Source organism: Marinobacterium rhizophilum (assembly GCF_024397915.1).
GTDB lineage: Bacteria > Pseudomonadota > Gammaproteobacteria > Pseudomonadales > Balneatricaceae > Marinobacterium_A > Marinobacterium_A rhizophilum_A.
The window spans coordinates 3,503,133-3,517,506 of sequence record NZ_CP073347.1 but is presented as its reverse complement, the minus strand read 5'-3'; the positions used below and the strand labels follow the sequence as shown (position 1 = coordinate 3,517,506).

General features: G+C 62.1%; 15 protein-coding genes. 12 read left to right on the top strand and 3 right to left on the bottom strand.

The window, feature by feature from the left end:
• Positions 1 to 763: 763 nt before the first annotated feature.
• The gene (locus KDW95_RS15780) at positions 764 to 1,999 is read right to left on the bottom strand and encodes a hypothetical protein (RefSeq protein WP_255852777.1); all 1,236 of its coding nucleotides are present in this window, start codon (positions 1,997 to 1,999) and stop codon (positions 764 to 766) included.
• A gap of 174 nt (positions 2,000 to 2,173) precedes the next feature.
• Here KDW95_RS15780 and KDW95_RS15775 point away from each other — a divergent pair, with 174 nt between their 5' ends.
• The 9 genes from KDW95_RS15775 to trmB all read left to right on the top strand — a co-directional run bounded on the left by KDW95_RS15775 (position 2,174) and on the right by trmB (position 8,784).
• The gene (locus tag KDW95_RS15775; RefSeq protein ID WP_255852776.1) at positions 2,174 to 2,305 is read left to right on the top strand and encodes a hypothetical protein; all 132 of its coding nucleotides are present in this window, start codon (positions 2,174 to 2,176) and stop codon (positions 2,303 to 2,305) included.
• 63 nt (positions 2,306 to 2,368) lie between these two features.
• Positions 2,369 to 3,646: a signal recognition particle-docking protein FtsY gene (ftsY, locus tag KDW95_RS15770; protein ID WP_255852775.1), complete on the top strand. Its 1,278-nt coding sequence runs from the start codon at positions 2,369 to 2,371 to the stop codon at positions 3,644 to 3,646.
• Between the two features lie 77 nt (positions 3,647 to 3,723).
• Entirely contained in the window at positions 3,724 to 4,395 is a 672-nt protein-coding gene (gene ftsE, locus KDW95_RS15765; protein WP_255852774.1) for a cell division ATP-binding protein FtsE, read from the top strand.
• Complete coding sequence (gene ftsX / locus KDW95_RS15760) at positions 4,382 to 5,359, top strand: permease-like cell division protein FtsX (protein ID WP_255852773.1); 978 nt, start codon at positions 4,382 to 4,384, stop codon at positions 5,357 to 5,359. Before ftsE ends, ftsX begins: the two co-directional genes overlap by 14 nt.
• A gap of 187 nt (positions 5,360 to 5,546) precedes the next feature.
• Positions 5,547 to 6,404, top strand: coding sequence for an RNA polymerase sigma factor RpoH (gene rpoH / locus KDW95_RS15755; RefSeq protein WP_255852772.1), 858 nt, complete (start codon positions 5,547 to 5,549; stop codon positions 6,402 to 6,404).
• A 129-nt stretch (positions 6,405 to 6,533) separates the two neighbouring features.
• Entirely contained in the window at positions 6,534 to 6,920 is a 387-nt protein-coding gene (locus KDW95_RS15750; RefSeq protein ID WP_255852771.1) for a DUF423 domain-containing protein, read from the top strand.
• 53 nt (positions 6,921 to 6,973) lie between these two features.
• Positions 6,974 to 7,174 carry a sulfur carrier protein ThiS gene (gene thiS / locus KDW95_RS15745; RefSeq protein WP_255852770.1) on the top strand — a complete coding sequence of 67 codons (201 nt, stop codon included), beginning with the start codon at positions 6,974 to 6,976 and terminating at the stop codon, positions 7,172 to 7,174.
• A gap of 47 nt (positions 7,175 to 7,221) precedes the next feature.
• A complete protein-coding gene (locus KDW95_RS15740; RefSeq protein WP_255852769.1) occupies positions 7,222 to 8,013 on the top strand; it encodes a thiazole synthase in 792 nt (263 codons plus the stop codon).
• Between the two features lie 78 nt (positions 8,014 to 8,091).
• Positions 8,092 to 8,784, top strand: a complete 693-nt coding sequence (trmB, locus tag KDW95_RS15735; protein ID WP_255852768.1) for a tRNA (guanosine(46)-N7)-methyltransferase TrmB — start codon at positions 8,092 to 8,094, stop codon at positions 8,782 to 8,784.
• Between the two features lie 87 nt (positions 8,785 to 8,871).
• Here the strand turns inward: trmB and KDW95_RS15730 are convergent, their stop codons facing one another.
• Together KDW95_RS15730 and KDW95_RS15725 are read right to left on the bottom strand one after the other, a co-directional pair.
• Positions 8,872 to 9,885, bottom strand: coding sequence for an aldose epimerase family protein (locus KDW95_RS15730; protein ID WP_255852767.1), 1,014 nt, complete (start codon positions 9,883 to 9,885; stop codon positions 8,872 to 8,874).
• A gap of 59 nt (positions 9,886 to 9,944) precedes the next feature.
• On the bottom strand, positions 9,945 to 10,733 hold the full coding sequence (locus tag KDW95_RS15725) for an IclR family transcriptional regulator (protein WP_255852766.1): 789 nt from the start codon (positions 10,731 to 10,733) through the stop codon (positions 9,945 to 9,947).
• 231 nt (positions 10,734 to 10,964) lie between these two features.
• Here KDW95_RS15725 and KDW95_RS15720 point away from each other — a divergent pair, with 231 nt between their 5' ends.
• From KDW95_RS15720 to KDW95_RS15710, 3 genes are read left to right on the top strand one after another with little or no spacing between them, the layout of a single operon-like run.
• Positions 10,965 to 12,680: an IlvD/Edd family dehydratase gene (locus KDW95_RS15720; RefSeq protein WP_255852765.1), complete on the top strand. Its 1,716-nt coding sequence runs from the start codon at positions 10,965 to 10,967 to the stop codon at positions 12,678 to 12,680.
• Complete coding sequence (locus KDW95_RS15715; RefSeq protein ID WP_255852764.1) at positions 12,680 to 13,450, top strand: SDR family NAD(P)-dependent oxidoreductase; 771 nt, start codon at positions 12,680 to 12,682, stop codon at positions 13,448 to 13,450. Before KDW95_RS15720 ends, KDW95_RS15715 begins: the two co-directional genes overlap by 1 nt.
• Positions 13,447 to 14,373, top strand: coding sequence for a 2-dehydro-3-deoxygalactonokinase (locus KDW95_RS15710; RefSeq protein WP_255852763.1), 927 nt, complete (start codon positions 13,447 to 13,449; stop codon positions 14,371 to 14,373). Before KDW95_RS15715 ends, KDW95_RS15710 begins: the two co-directional genes overlap by 4 nt.
• Position 14,374 lies beyond the last annotated feature (1 nt).

Here is a 14,374-nt window from a genome sequence, read left to right as displayed (position 1 = left end):
AGACAGTGCGGGATAGCGCGCGATTCTCGGGCCAGTGTCATCCCCGGGGATGCGCTGTCGCTGCTCAATCCGACTGTCTGTTGAGGGTGATAAGGATCTGGATTTCGGGGGAGAGACAGTGCGGGATAGCGCGCGATTCTCGGGCCAGTGTCATCCCCGGGGGTGCGCTGTCGCTGCTCAATCCGACTGTCTGTTGAGGGTGATAAGGATCTGGATTTCGGGGGAGAGACAGTGCGGGATAGCGCGCGATTCTCGGGCCAGTGTCATCCCCGGGGGTGCGCTGTCGCTGCTCAATCCGACTGTCCGTTGAGGGTGATAAGGATCTGGGTTTCGGGGGCGAGACAGTGCGGGATAGCGCGCGATTCTCGGACCTCGGGCCAGTGTCATCCCCGGGGACGCGCTGTCGCTGCTCAATCCGACTGTCCGTTGAGGGTGACAAGAATCTGGGTTTCGGGGGCGAGTCAGTGCGGGATAGCGCGCGATTCTCGGGCCTCGGGCCAGTGCCATCCCCGGGGGCGCGCTGCAGCTGCTCAATCCGACTGTCCGTTGAGGGTGATAAGGATCTGGGTCTCGGGGGCGAGCCAATGCGGGATAGTGCGGGATTCTCGGGCCAGTGCCATCCCCGGGGATACGCTGTCGCTGCTCAATCCGACTGTCCGTTGAGGGTGATAAGGATCTGGGTTTCGGGGGCGAGACAGTGCGGGATAGCGCGCGATTCTCGGACCTCGGGCCAGTGGCATCCCCGGGGACGCGCTGTCGCTGCTCAATCCGACTGTCCGTTGAGGGTGATAAGAATCTGGTCCTCGAGGGAGAGATAGTGCTCGATTCTCGGGCCAATGTCATCCCCGGGCACGCGTTGCAGCTGCTCGATCAGGCTGTCCAGGGGCTGCCCGGCCAGACCGTTGAATGCCAGGCTGGCGAGCTGGTCACGCTGGCCTTCCACTGTCTGCAGGCGCCCACGCCAGCCCAGCAGCAACTGTTCACGCGTTGTTTCTATCAGCGTGCCGTCTACCTCCGGCAGCCGGGCCGGCTGGCCATCCAGAATCAGGGCCCGGTAGCCGCTGTCGCGGGACTGCTGCCATACCAGCCGATAGCCCCCAGCCGAGGCTGGGCGCCTGTCCAGCACTTGCTGCAGGCTGCTGATGGCCAGCAGCTCGGTCGCATAGTCATCCGCCTTGCGCCCAGGCGTCGGGGCACCCAGAAGGTACATGGACGGCAGGCGGGCATCACTCAGGTGCAGTCGTGCCGATGGTGTCGCCAGGGTCTGGCCGCCAAGGTGCGACCCGCTCTGTGGAAGGCTCTGAACCGCGACCGTTGCGGCGTCGGCCTGGTCCGGCTCGGCGGCGTTCAGCTGCTCTGCCAGCCCGGTCGCGTCGGGTCCGGCCAGGCTCAGTATGGGTGGTTGTGTCACAAGCTGGTGGTACTGCTGCAAAACCGAGGCGGAGGATACCGGGCTGCTCGCGCCGGGTTGCAACTGCAGCAGCAGGCGGCTGAGCAGCCGCTGCGCCGGGTCCTGACCCTCGAGGTAGGCCTGGGCGCGGATGCGCGCCAGGGTGCTGTGAACCTGGTCGGGTTCAGGTAACTGCTGCAGTGCCTGCAGGGCTGAATGGAGCGCCGGGGCAGGCAGCCCGGCGGGCCAGCGTAGCTGGATCTGCAGGTGGCCTGCCAGCGCGCTGACTCGGGCTTCCTGCACCGGTGCCAGCAAGGGTTGCAGGGCGGGCTGTTGCAGGCGCTCTTGCAGCAGCGCCGCCACTGTCTGCTGCAGGATGCGCTGTTGCGGTTCCAGCGCCAGGGGCGCGGGCAGCAGCAGGCGAAGCTCGTTGTCGGCGCTTTGGGGCTGTTCGATCCAGTAGAGTTGCCGTGCCGGGCTCTGGTGGATGCTCGGGTACTGGCCGGCTTCGGGCCCCACGGATGCCAGCACGATGATGAGCACCGGCAGGATCATGATCAGTAGCTTGAGGTAAAGCGGGTTGAACAGGGGCTTGTGCTCGTTGGCCATGACAGCGGGGTTCCGTATGGGATTCCGGCGGCGAAAGTGCGCAGGTTGAACGGCAAGCGGCCGGCACCTGACATTAAGGTCAGTCCATATGCGTGGGGCTTAATTACTTGCGTGGTGCCTATGATAAGATATCGCGCTTGAAAGTTAAGCCTTTAGCGGGCTTGGAGCACTCCAATGGAAGCATTGTTCAGGTGGCTGGTGGAGAACGGGTGGGATTACTCGATCGTCACCTATACGGGTGGTGCCGTGTTTACGGTGGTGATGCTCGCAATATATTTTTACATCCGGGGCGATGACCGTTCCTGAGGCTTGTTTAAGCCCGGAAACGCGGTGATTGATGCCCGTTGTTAGCAGATCTGAGGACAGTTGATGTTCAAAAAATTCAAATCCCTGTTCGACAAGTCCGGCGACAAGAACAAGGCGCCTGCTGCTGTCGAAGTGGATGAGGCTGAGCCGTCGCACGAGTCGGCTCAGCCGGAGGCGGCCGAGGTTGCCGAGACTGTGCCGGCAGAGGCGGCAGAGGCGGATGTTACTGCAGAGGCGGCACCTGGGGCCGACCTGAGCGAAGAGATAATTGCCGACGAGCCGATCGAGCCTGCCGCTGAAGTTGCACAGGCTGCGGTGGTGGAGCCTGAGGTTACCGACATTATCGAGCCTGAGCCTGAGCCTGAGCCTGAGCCCGCTCCGGCTGTGCTGACGCCGGCGCCTGAAGCGACGCCGGAGAAAAAACAGGGCATGTTTGCCCGCATCAAGGCGGGTTTGAGCCGTACCAAGGCCAACTTGTCGACCCAGCTTGGCAACCTGTTTCTGGGCGCCAAGGAAATCGACGATGAGTTGCTGGAAGACATCGAAACCCTGCTGCTGACTGCCGATGTGGGGGTGGAGGCGACCGCCGAGATCATCAGCAGGCTTACCGACAAGGTGGCGCGCAACCAGCTGGCCGATGCCCAGGCGCTGCAGCAGGCATTGCAGCAGGAACTGGCGGCGCTGCTGCAGCAGGCCGAGCAGCCGTTGCAGATTGACGCAGCCGGCAAGCAGCCCTATGTGATCCTCATGGTGGGTGTCAACGGTGTCGGCAAGACCACCACCATCGGCAAGCTGGCCAAGCGTTTTCAGGCTGAGGGCCGTTCCGTCATGCTGGCCGCCGGAGATACCTTCCGTGCCGCGGCTGTAGAGCAGTTGCAGGTCTGGGGTGAGCGCAACCAGGTGCCGGTGGTGGCGCAGCATACGGGGGCGGATTCGGCCTCGGTGCTGTTTGATGCGCTGCAATCGGCCAAGGCGCGTAATGTTGACGTGCTGATTGCCGATACCGCCGGACGCCTGCAGAACAAGGATCACCTGATGCAGGAGCTGCAGAAGGTGGTACGCGTGATGCAAAAACTGGATATGGAAGCCCCTCACGAGGTGATGCTGGTGCTGGATGCGGGCACCGGCCAGAATGCCATGAGCCAGGCACGTACCTTCAAGGACGCGGTGGGTGTGACCGGCATTACCCTGACCAAGCTCGACGGCACCGCCAAGGGCGGCATCATCTTTGCCATTGCCAAGCAGCTGGAACTGCCGATTCGCTATATCGGTGTGGGCGAGCAGGTGGACGATCTGCGCCCATTCAGTGCCGATGAGTTCGTCAAGGCCCTGTTTGACTGACGCCTGCGGCACAGGCGTGAGGGTGGAAGTGTTACCGGGTTTATATTTCACGCGTTCGGGCGAGTGCGGATAACGGCATGGCATTGATCAGTTTCGAGAACGTCAGCAAGCGTTACCTCAGCGGCCAAGAGGCCCTGAGCAATGTGTCCTTTACCTTGCGTGAAGGCGAAATGGCGTTTCTGACCGGCCACTCGGGGGCGGGGAAAAGCACGCTGCTGCGCATGATCATGCTGATGGAGCGCCCCTCCCAGGGGCAGGTTGTCGTCGGCGAGCAAAGCCTGGCGCAGCTGGGCCGGCACGAGCTGCCCTATCATCGTCGGCGCATTGGCGTGGTGTTTCAGAATCACCACCTGCTGTTCGATCGCACCGTGTTCGAGAATATCGCACTGCCGTTGCAGATCTGTGGCTACGAGCCGGAGGATGCGGCGCGGCGCGTACGGGCGGCGCTGAACAAGGTGGGCCTGCTGGAAAAGGAAAACCAGAGCCCCATCAGTCTGTCCAGTGGCGAACAGCAGCGTGTCGGTATCGCCCGGGCCATCGTGCACAAGCCCCGGGTTTTACTGGCGGACGAGCCCACCGGTAACCTCGATCCCGAGCTGTCCGAAGAAATCATGAAGCTTTTTCAGCAATTCAATCGCGTGGGCACCACGGTGCTGATTGCCAGCCATGACCTGTCACTGATTGAGCGCATGCGCCACCGTACCCTGGTGCTGCGCAACGGGAGGTTGATCGCCGATGGCCGTGGATGAAAAAACCGCGCCGCGGCGCGGGGCACAGCAGGACCGCATCGACCGGCGCAGCCGCAATCGCAACTGGCGCCGGCACCATGTGCAGGTGGCACGCGAGAGCTGGAACCGGTTGTTTGCCACGCCCCTGCCGACGCTTATCACGCTGGCGGTGCTGGCCATCGCCCTGGCATTGCCCGGTTTCTTGCTGACGGGCCTGAAGAACGTGCAGCAGCTTAGTGAGGGCTGGGATCACGAGCCCCGCATCAGCCTGTATCTGAGTCCGGCGCTGGATGATGCCGCGGCCGATCGTTTCAGTCGTGAGTTACTGTTGCGCGATGACCTGGCGGCGGTGGACATGATCAGCCGTGAACAGGGGCTGCTCGAATTCCGCGAGCTGTCACGCTTTGGCAATATCGTCGACCTGCTGGATGAGAACCCGCTACCGGCGGTGATTACCGTGCAGCCGCTGGATCGCAGCCTGGCGGCCCTGCCCGTACTCAAGGCAAAGCTGCAGGCACTGGATGAGGTCGACGAGGCTTCCCTGGACCTGGAGTGGCTGCAGCGCCTTGGCGCCTTTGTGCAACTGATCAAGCGTGCGGTGCTGGTGCTGGGGTTGCTGCTGGCGCTGGCGGTGCTGCTGGTGGTGGGCAATACCATACGGCTGTCGATTGAAAGCCGGCGCGACGAGATCATCGTTGCCAAGCTGGTGGGCGGTACGGATGCCTGGGTGCGCCGGCCCTTCCTTTATAGCGGCGCCTGGTATGGTTTGCTGGGTGCGGCGCTGGCCTGGTGCCTGATTCAGTTCAGCCTGCTGACGCTGAAGGAGCCGGTGAACGAGCTGGCGCGGCTCTATCTGAATGATTTCGAGCCCACCGGGCTGGGCTGGAGCGGCAGCCTGATACTGTTGCTGACCAGCCTGCTGCTGGGCTGGCTCGGCGCCTGGCTGGCGGTGGGACATCACCTGCGGGAAATTGAGCCCAGTTGAAACCCGCTCAGTGCCAGTGGGCACGACATGAAAGCGTCACACTTGCGGTTTAGGCTGGATCCCGTTATTTTTACCGGTCCGCAGGCAATTCTGGCTTGTCGTGACCCCGGGAACTTCGTTTCCGGCGGTCGGTCATATTAGCGGATTCAGGATAGACAAGCTGAAAGTAATACTGAGGTAACACTGTATGGGCAAGAGCTTGCAAGTCGTCGACATTCTTTCTCCAGGTTGCAACCTGGAAGCCTACATGCGTTCGGTCAGTGCGATCGCCGTGTTGACGGCCGAGGAAGAACGCGAACTGGCAGAGCGCCTGTTTTATCAAAATGACCTTGAGGCGGCACGCCGTCTGGTCATGTCGCACCTGCGCTTCGTGGTGCACATCGCCAAGTCCTACTCCGGTTACGGGCTGCAGCTCGGTGACCTGGTGCAGGAGGGCAACGTCGGCCTGATGAAGGCCGTCAAACGCTTCGACCCCAGCATGGGGGTTCGCCTGGTATCCTTTGCGGTGCACTGGATCAAGGCTGAGATGCACGAATTCATTCTGCGCAACTGGCGTATCGTCAAGGTGGCGACCACCAAGGCGCAGCGCAAGCTGTTCTTCAACCTGCGGTCGCAGAAAAAGCGCCTGGGCTGGATGAACAACGCCGAAGTCGATGCCATTGCCGAAGACCTGGGTGTGGATTCAGCGGTGGTACGGCAGATGGAAGGTCGCCTGGCCTCCAGCGATACCGCCTTCGATGCCCCGGCGGATGAAGATGAAGACCGTGCCTACCTGGCACCTGCCAGCTTTCTTGAAGACCATCAGGCCGACCCCGCGCTGCAGATTGAAAACTCCGACTGGGAAGAAAACTCCCAGGCCAATCTGCTGGATGCGATGAAGCAGCTGGACGAGCGCAGCCAGGATATTCTGGCTCAGCGCTGGCTGATGGACGAGAAGGCCACGCTGCACGAACTGGCCGCCAAGTACCAGGTGTCCGCCGAGCGTATTCGTCAGCTCGAGAAGAACGCCATGAAGAAGATCAAGGGCGCACTGCTGCAGGCCTGACCTGCACGCAGGCACTGCTTTTGACAGCCGACAAGGCCGCCTGCGGGCGGCTTTGTCGTGTTTGGGGGATCACGCTGCCCCGCTGTCGTGCGACTGGGGTATAATACGCGTCATTTTGCGAGGTAGTGGATGAGTACGGCGATCAGCCTGCGCCTGGTGGCGCTGAGCGGCTTCAGTGCCGTGGCACTGGGGGCTTTCGGCAGTCACGGCCTGCGCGGTCGTCTGACGCCTGACATGCTCGATGTATTTCAGACCGCCGTCAGCTACCAGTTTTACCACAGCCTGGCCTGGCTGGCGGTGGTGCTGCTGAGCTTGCATCAGCCCTCGCGCTGGCTACGCCTGGGGGGCATCTGCTTTGGCGCAGGCATCCTGCTGTTTTGTGGCAGTCTCTATATCCTGGCGCTCAGCGGCATGCGCTGGCTGGGTGCGGTGACACCGCTGGGCGGCCTTGCCTTGCTGGCCGGCTGGCTCTTTATGGGGCTGGCGGCGAGCCGGTTCAGCGTCTTAAAACCCTAGTTTCGGCCGGCGGCGAGCCGGGGTTGGCCGAAAGAAAGTTCGGAATTGGATCAATGCGAATAGTGCTAAACGGTGACACCATGGAGCTGGGCGACGAGAGCAGCCTTGCGGACCTGGTTGAGCAGCTGGGCCTGGGCGAGAAGCGTTTTGCCGCCGAGGTCAATATGGAAATCGTTCCGCGTAGCCAGCACGGTACGCTGCGCCTGAGCGATGGCGACCAGGTCGAGATCGTGCAGGCGATTGGTGGCGGCTGATTCTCGCTGCGAAAATGACTCAATACACTCAGAACGGTGGAGACGGAATGTCAGAGCAATTACGCCATGACCCGCTGATTATCGCGGGCAAAGAATACAGTTCCAGGCTGCTGGTAGGCACCGGAAAATACCGGGACCTGGAAGAAACCCGCCTGGCAATCGAAGCCAGCGGCGCGCAGATTGTCACGGTTGCGGTACGACGCACCAACATTGGCCAGAACCGCGATGAGCCCAACCTGCTGGACGTAGTGTCGCCGAACAAGTACACCATCCTGCCCAACACGGCCGGTTGCTACACCGCCGAAGACGCCGTGCGTACCTGCAAGCTGGCCCGTGAGCTGATGGATGGTCACGACCTGGTAAAGCTCGAAGTGCTGGGGGATCAGAAAACCCTGTACCCCAATATCGTCGAGACCCTCAAGGGGGCGGAGATGCTGGTCAAGGATGGCTTCAAGGTCATGGTGTACACCAATGACGACCCCATCGTTGCCAAGCAGCTCGAAGACATGGGCTGTGTCGCCGTCATGCCGCTGGGCTCCCTGATCGGCTCTGGCCTGGGTATTCTCAACCCGCACAACATTCGCCTGATCATGGAAGCGGCCAATGTGCCGATCCTGGTGGATGCCGGTGTCGGTACCGCCTCCGATGCCGCCCTGGCGATGGAAATGGGCTGCGAGGGTGTACTGATGAACACCGCCATTGCCGCCGCCCGTGACCCCCTGCTGATGGCTTCGGCCATGCGCAAGGCCATCGAAGCCGGACGCGAGGCATACCTGGCCGGTCGCATGCCGCGCAAGAAGTACGCCAGCGCGTCTTCCCCCATGGACGGCATGATCTGATGCAGCCGCGGGTGCCCGGCATGCCGGGCGCCCGCCGTCACGCAAAATCTGTAACCCGCTAACCTAAGTAAGCCGAGAATGACTGAAGATCAGAAACCGATGCGCGCCGTGCGCAGCTTTGTCCTGCGCGCAGGGCGGATGACCGAAGGCCAGCAGCGTGGACTGGACGAGGCCTGGCCCGAGATGGGGCTGGACATCGCCGGCGGCATGATTGACCCCGCCGCGGTGTTTGGACGCGAAGCGCCGCTGGTGCTGGAAATCGGCTTTGGCATGGGGGATTCGCTGTTGCAGATGGCGCGCCAGATGCCGGAGAAAAATTACATCGGCATCGAGGTGCATCGTCCCGGGGTGGGCCGTTTGCTGAACAATGCCCGCACCGAGGGGCTGACGAACATCCGAGTCTATGCCGAAGATGCCGTTGAAGTGCTGGCCCAGTGCATCCCCGATGGCAGTCTGGATTGCCTGCAGCTGTTCTTCCCGGACCCCTGGCACAAGAAAAAGCACAACAAGCGCCGTATCGTTCAGGCCGCCTTTGCCCAGAGCGTGCGTAACAAGCTGAAAGTCGGCGGTGTTTTCCACATGGCCACGGACTGGGAAAATTACGCCGAGCACATGATGGACGTCATGTCGGCGGCCGAGGGTTACCGCAACAGTGCCGGCGCAGGCGAGTTCTCGCCGCAGCCGGATTTTCGTCCGGTTACCAAGTTTCAGAACCGTGGCGAAAAACTTGGCCACGGCGTCTGGGACCTGATGTTCGAACGCATCGACTGATCTGAACGCTGTACCACGGCAAAAAAATGCGGACAGCGACGTCCGCATTTTTTTGGCTTTGGTTTGACCTTTGCTTCTGGCCAGGCCTCAGGCCGGCTTCTCGAAGTGCCAGGCGGTGGTTTGCCGGTAGACCTCGCCCGGAGCCAGTGCGATGGACGGGAAAGTATCGTGGTGGGGTGCGTCGGGCCAGCGCTGGGCTTCCAGTGCCAGGCCCGCATGGGGGCCGTAGGGCGCCTGGCTGATACTGTGCTGTGCCGACGTATTGATATGGCCACCATCGTAGATTTGCAGGCCGGGCTCGGTGGTGTCCAGGCGCAGCCGGATGCCGGATTTCGGGCTGTAGAGGCGGGCCACCGGGCGCAGGGGCTGTACGTCCCCGGACAGGCAAAAGCAGTGGTCATAGCCCGGATAAGGCGCCGCGTCGCGCAGGGGTCTGGCGTTGCGAAAATCAAACCGGCTGCCTCCTACGGGCGCTATCTGCCCGGTGGGAATCAGCTCGGCATTCACCGGCAGGTAGTGCCCGGCGTCGACTTGTAACCGGTGATCAAGAATGTCGGCACCGCCGTCCAGGTTGAAATAACTGTGGTGGGCGATGTTGCACAGTGTGAGGGCGTCGCTCACGGCCTCGATCTCCAGCACCAGGGTGGCGGGCGCCTGAATGTGGTAGCGCAGGCGGATATCCAGCTTGCCGGGGAAGCCCATATGGCCATCGGCCAGGCTCAGTTGCAGGGTGACCTGGGTGTCGTTGGCATCGACAATGTGCCACAGCTGGTGATGCAGGCCCTCCTTGCCGCCGTGCAGCAGGTGTTTTTCACCCGCCGCCAGGTGCAGCGCATGTTCGGTGCCCGCAATGCTGACCCTGCCGCCGGCCAGGCGGTTGGCCACCCGGCCGACGTTGGCGCCGAAGTAGCTCATGTCGCCGAGGTACGAATCTAAACGGGTGGCGCCGAGTACCAGGGGGTGGGCTACGCCTTCAAGTCGCAAATCCTGCAAGGTTGCGCCATAGGTCAGAATGGCGGCGCTTAGCTGGCCGTGGCGCAGCCAGTGACGGTGCACCGGTACGCCGGTTTTCAGGTCACCAAAAAGCTCGGTTGTTGGCACTGCAGCCACCTTTTAGATGGGCGTGGTGGTTTTTTGTATTTAAACGTGAGCGGCGAACACTACGCCTGTATTTCCGGGAATTGCCATAGATCGGCCTGTTCAGCTATTTTGCGGGCCGTTTCGAGCAGGTCCGGCTTGAAGTTTTCCAGTGCTTGCAAGGTATAGCGCTGGGTGGATGTCGTAATGGACAGGCCCCCGAGAACCCGGTCGCTACCGGACAGTATGGGGGCGGCAATACAGATGATATTGGGCTCGTGTTCTTCACGGTCGAAAGCGATGCCCTTGACGCGAATCTCATCCAGTTCAGCGCGCAACGTCTGGGCCGATGTCAGCGTATTGTCCGTGTAGCGGTGGTAGGCCTGCTGCTTGATGCATTGCTCGCGTGCGCTGTCCTTGAGAAAGGCCAGCATGGCCTTGCCTACACCGGTGCAGTACCCCGGGCCTATTTTGCCTGCATCCGAAAACATCATCAGCGGCTTGGCCGGGTTGCGCTTGTCCAGGTACAGCACCTGGCCGTGATCCAGCTGCGCCAGATGGACGGTTTCACCCAGCTTGTGTGACAGCTCATCCAGAAACGGACGTGCGATCGGTGCCAGGGACGACTGCCGCCAGGCGGCGTGAGCCAGTTTTACCAGCCGCACACCCAGGCTGTAGAGCTGCCTGTCGGGGTCGTAGCTGAGCATGCCCTGGCTGGTCAGGGTTTGCAGCAGGCGGTAGAGGGTGGCCTTGGGGTGTTCACTGTTGGTCAGCAGATCGCTGAAGCGCACCGGGTGTCCGATAGCGGCAACCTGGTCCAGTAAATTCAGCGCCTTGCCGACCGTACCATCGCTGTTTTTAGCTGCTGTCATCCAGGCGTCCTCATCGTTTCGTTGTGCCAAACTGTGCAATCAGCGTTGACAAACATAGGCTGAATCCTTCATATTTTCAATAGTTGGAACTATGTTTCAATATTTGGTACTTAAGTCTGCGTTAAACGACACAAGAATACGGTGATGTGATGTTCGTTTACAGGCCTGTGGGGTCGGTGCTCGAGTCAATCGCATTCTCGGCGACCCGTTGGGTCATTGAAGGAAAAAGCTATGACAACCAAGAAAACGCGTCGCTCCCAGGCCTGGTACGGAAAACTGGACCGTGATGGCTTCATTCACCGTAGCTGGATGAAAAATCAGGGTTACCCCGACCACGCCTTCGATGGTCGTCCGATCATCGGTATTTGCAATACCTGGTCCGAACTGACCCCCTGCAACTCCGGGCTGCGAGCCCTGGCCGAGGTGGTCAAGCGGGGCGTATGGGAAGCGGGCGGTTTTCCGGTGGAGTTTCCGGTCATGTCGCTCGGCGAAACCCAGATGAAGCCCACCGCCATGCTGTTTCGCAACCTGCTGGCCATGGACGTGGAAGAAAGCATCCGTGCCTATGGCATCGATGGTGTGGTGTTGCTGGGGGGCTGTGACAAGACCACGCCCGGTCAGCTGATGGGCGCGGCCAGTGTCGATCTTCCCACCATCGTGGTGTCGTCGGGCCCGATGCTCAACGGCAAGTGGCAGGGCCAGGATATCGGTTCCGGCACCGATGTCTGGAAGTTCTCCGAGAGCGTGCGCGCAGGGGAAATGACGCTGCAGGACTTCATGGCGGCCGAGTCCGGCATGAGCCGTTCCGCCGGGGTCTGCATGACCATGGGCACGGCGTCCACCATGGCCTCCCTGGTGGAAGCCATGGGCCTGTGCCTGCCGACCAACGCGGCCCTGCCGGCGGTGGATGCGCGGCGTGCGGCGCTGGCCCACCTGACCGGCAAGCGCATCGTCGAGATGGTGGAAGAAGACCTGTGCCTGTCCAGGGTGCTGACCAAGGCGAGCCTGGAGAATGCCATTCTGGCCAACGCGGCCGTGGGTGGCTCCACCAATGCCGTGGTGCACCTGCTGGCGATTGCCGGGCGTGCCGAGATCGACCTGTCACTGAAGGATTTCGAGATCGGCGGCGATATCCCGCTGCTGGTCAACTGCATGCCGTCGGGCAAGTACCTGATGGAGGACTTCTGCTACGCCGGTGGCATGCCGGTGGTACTGAAGGAGCTGGCCGGCCACCTGCGCCCGGCCAATACGGTACTGGGCAAGGACATCTCGGTCTATTCCGATGGCGCCCAGTGCTTCAACAGCGATGTGATCCGTAGTTTTGATGCCCCGCTCAAGCCCGCGGCAGGCCTGCGCGTGCTGCGTGGCAACCTGGCACCCGACGGCGCCATCATCAAGCCCTCGGCCGCCTCCGATCATCTGCTGGATCACGAAGGCCCGGCCTACGTGTTTGAAAGCATTGAAGACCTGAAGGCGAATATTGATCGTCCCGATCTGCCGGTGGATGAAAACACCGTGCTGGTGCTCAAGGGCTGCGGGCCCAGGGGGTACCCGGGCATGCCGGAGGTGGGCAACATGCCAATCCCCCGTTGCCTGGTGGAAAAGGGCGTGCGCGACATGGTGCGCGTATCGGATGCACGCATGTCCGGCACCGCCTTTGGCACCGTGGTGCTGCATGTGGCCCCTGAAGCCAATGCCGGCGGCCCGCTGGCGCTGGTGAAAACCGGTGACCTGATTCGCCTGAATGCGAAGGACGGTGTGCTGGAGCTCAAGGTCAGTGATGCTGAACTGGAGGCGCGTCGCCAGAACTGGGCGCCTGAGGCACCGCACTACAGCCGTGGCTACGCCAAGCTCTATATCGACCATGTCATGCAGGCCGACCGTGGCGCCGATCTGGATTTCCTGGTGGGCAAAGATACCCGCCCTGTTACACGGGAGAGTCACTGATGTCCGAATTTGTTACCTTTCATGACCTCAAGGGTGCCAGCGTCTTTATCACCGGCGGCGGCGCCGGTATTGGCGCTGCGCTGACCGAAGGCTTTATCGAACAGGGCGCCAAGGTCGCCTTTGTGCAGCGCTCGGATGCCACCGGCTTTGTCGCCGAGATGCAGGAAAAACACGGTGTCTCGCCGCTGTTTATCCCCTGTGATATCTCCGATGTCAGCGCGCTGCAGGCTGCACTGGAACAGGCCGCCAGTGCCCATGGCGCTATCTCGGTACTGGTGAACAATGCCGCCAACGATGCGCGCCATTCGCTGGCGCAATACACGCCAGAGGCCTGGGACAATGCCATGGCCGTGAACCTGCGGCCGCATTTCTTTACGGCCCAGGCCGTGGCTGCCGGCATGAAGGCGCTGGGGGGCGGCTCGATCATCAATTTTTCCTCCATTTCCTACATGATGGGCAATGCCGGCTATCCGGGTTATGTCGCCTCGAAGGCGGCGATTACCGGACTGACGCGAGGGCTGGCGCGGGAGCTGGGTCCTGACGGTATTCGCGTAAATACGCTGTTGCCGGGCTGGGTGCTGACCCAGAAGCAGCTCGACATGTGGGCGACGCCTGAAGATCTGGCGGCGCACCTGGACCGGCAGTGCCTCAAGGAGCACCTGGCACCGCGGGATATTGTTGATGCTACCCTGTTTCTGGCGTCCCGGGCCAGTCGCATGATGACCAGCCAGGCCATGGTGGTGGACGGCGGCGTGGTGGTGACAGGATGAACAGCACCGACAGCAACAGCATTGAACACCCTGCCGACTGGATCGCCGTCGACTGGGGTACCAGCCGGATGCGTGCCTGGGCCATGACCGCTGCGGGTACGGTGCTTGCCAGCACCAGCAGCGACAAGGGTATGGGGAGTCTGGCGCCACATCAGTTTGAAGCGACGCTGCTGGATGCAGTTGGCCCCTGGCTGCGCCAGGATCACCGTACCCCGGTGGTTGCCTGTGGCATGGTGGGTGCCCGTCAGGGCTGGATGGAAGCCCCCTACCAAGCCGTTCCCTGTGCGCCGGCCGCTGAGCTGATGGCGGTACCGGTGGCCGATGCGCGGCTCTCGGTACAGCTGTGCCCCGGCCTCAAGCAGCTCAGCCCCGCCGATGTGATGCGTGGCGAGGAAACCCAGGTGGCAGGCCTGCTGGCCACGCGGCCCGGTTTTGACGGTGTGGTCTGCCTGCCCGGTACCCACAGCAAATGGGTACGGCTACAGGGTGGTCAGGTTACCGCTTTCCAGACCTTCATGACCGGCGAACTCTATGCACTGCTGGCCGGCCAGTCGGTGCTGAGTCACTCCGTTGGCGGCCAGGGCTGGGATGACGAGGCCTTCGCCGGTGCCATCGACCTGGCGCTGGAGAACCCGGCCGCCATCTCGGCGCGGTTATTCTCACTGCGGGCCGAAGCCCTGCTGGCGGACCTGGCCCCTGCAACCGCCCGGGCGCGCCTGTCCGGCTATGTTATCGGTCTTGAGCTGGCAGCGGCCAGGGCCTACTGGGACGGTCAGCCGGTGGCCATTATCGGTGCGACGACGCTGGGTCTTCACTATGGCGCCGCACTCGAGCAGCTGGGCGCCCAGAGCGATATTCACGATGGCGAGGCACTGACCCTCAGGGGACTGCACGCCGCCTATCAGCAGACGACGGGAGCCTGAA

What these genes read in the sequence shown, in the direction of transcription:
- KDW95_RS15780 (WP_255852777.1), bottom strand. Translation starts at nt 1,999, where the DNA reads ATGGCCAACGAGCACAAGCCCCTGTTCAACCCGCTTTACCTCAAGCTA.
- KDW95_RS15775 (WP_255852776.1), top strand. Translation starts at nt 2,174, where the DNA reads ATGGAAGCATTGTTCAGGTGGCTGGTGGAGAACGGGTGGGATTACTCG.
- ftsY (WP_255852775.1), top strand. Translation starts at nt 2,369, where the DNA reads ATGTTCAAAAAATTCAAATCCCTGTTCGACAAGTCCGGCGACAAGAAC.
- ftsE (WP_255852774.1), top strand. Translation starts at nt 3,724, where the DNA reads ATGGCATTGATCAGTTTCGAGAACGTCAGCAAGCGTTACCTCAGCGGC.
- ftsX (WP_255852773.1), top strand. Translation starts at nt 4,382, where the DNA reads ATGGCCGTGGATGAAAAAACCGCGCCGCGGCGCGGGGCACAGCAGGAC.
- rpoH (WP_255852772.1), top strand. Translation starts at nt 5,547, where the DNA reads ATGGGCAAGAGCTTGCAAGTCGTCGACATTCTTTCTCCAGGTTGCAAC.
- KDW95_RS15750 (WP_255852771.1), top strand. Translation starts at nt 6,534, where the DNA reads ATGAGTACGGCGATCAGCCTGCGCCTGGTGGCGCTGAGCGGCTTCAGT.
- thiS (WP_255852770.1), top strand. Translation starts at nt 6,974, where the DNA reads ATGCGAATAGTGCTAAACGGTGACACCATGGAGCTGGGCGACGAGAGC.
- KDW95_RS15740 (WP_255852769.1), top strand. Translation starts at nt 7,222, where the DNA reads ATGTCAGAGCAATTACGCCATGACCCGCTGATTATCGCGGGCAAAGAA.
- trmB (WP_255852768.1), top strand. Translation starts at nt 8,092, where the DNA reads ATGACTGAAGATCAGAAACCGATGCGCGCCGTGCGCAGCTTTGTCCTG.
- KDW95_RS15725 (WP_255852766.1), bottom strand. Translation starts at nt 10,733, where the DNA reads ATGACAGCAGCTAAAAACAGCGATGGTACGGTCGGCAAGGCGCTGAAT.
- KDW95_RS15720 (WP_255852765.1), top strand. Translation starts at nt 10,965, where the DNA reads ATGACAACCAAGAAAACGCGTCGCTCCCAGGCCTGGTACGGAAAACTG.
- KDW95_RS15715 (WP_255852764.1), top strand. Translation starts at nt 12,680, where the DNA reads ATGTCCGAATTTGTTACCTTTCATGACCTCAAGGGTGCCAGCGTCTTT.
- KDW95_RS15710 (WP_255852763.1), top strand. Translation starts at nt 13,447, where the DNA reads ATGAACAGCACCGACAGCAACAGCATTGAACACCCTGCCGACTGGATC.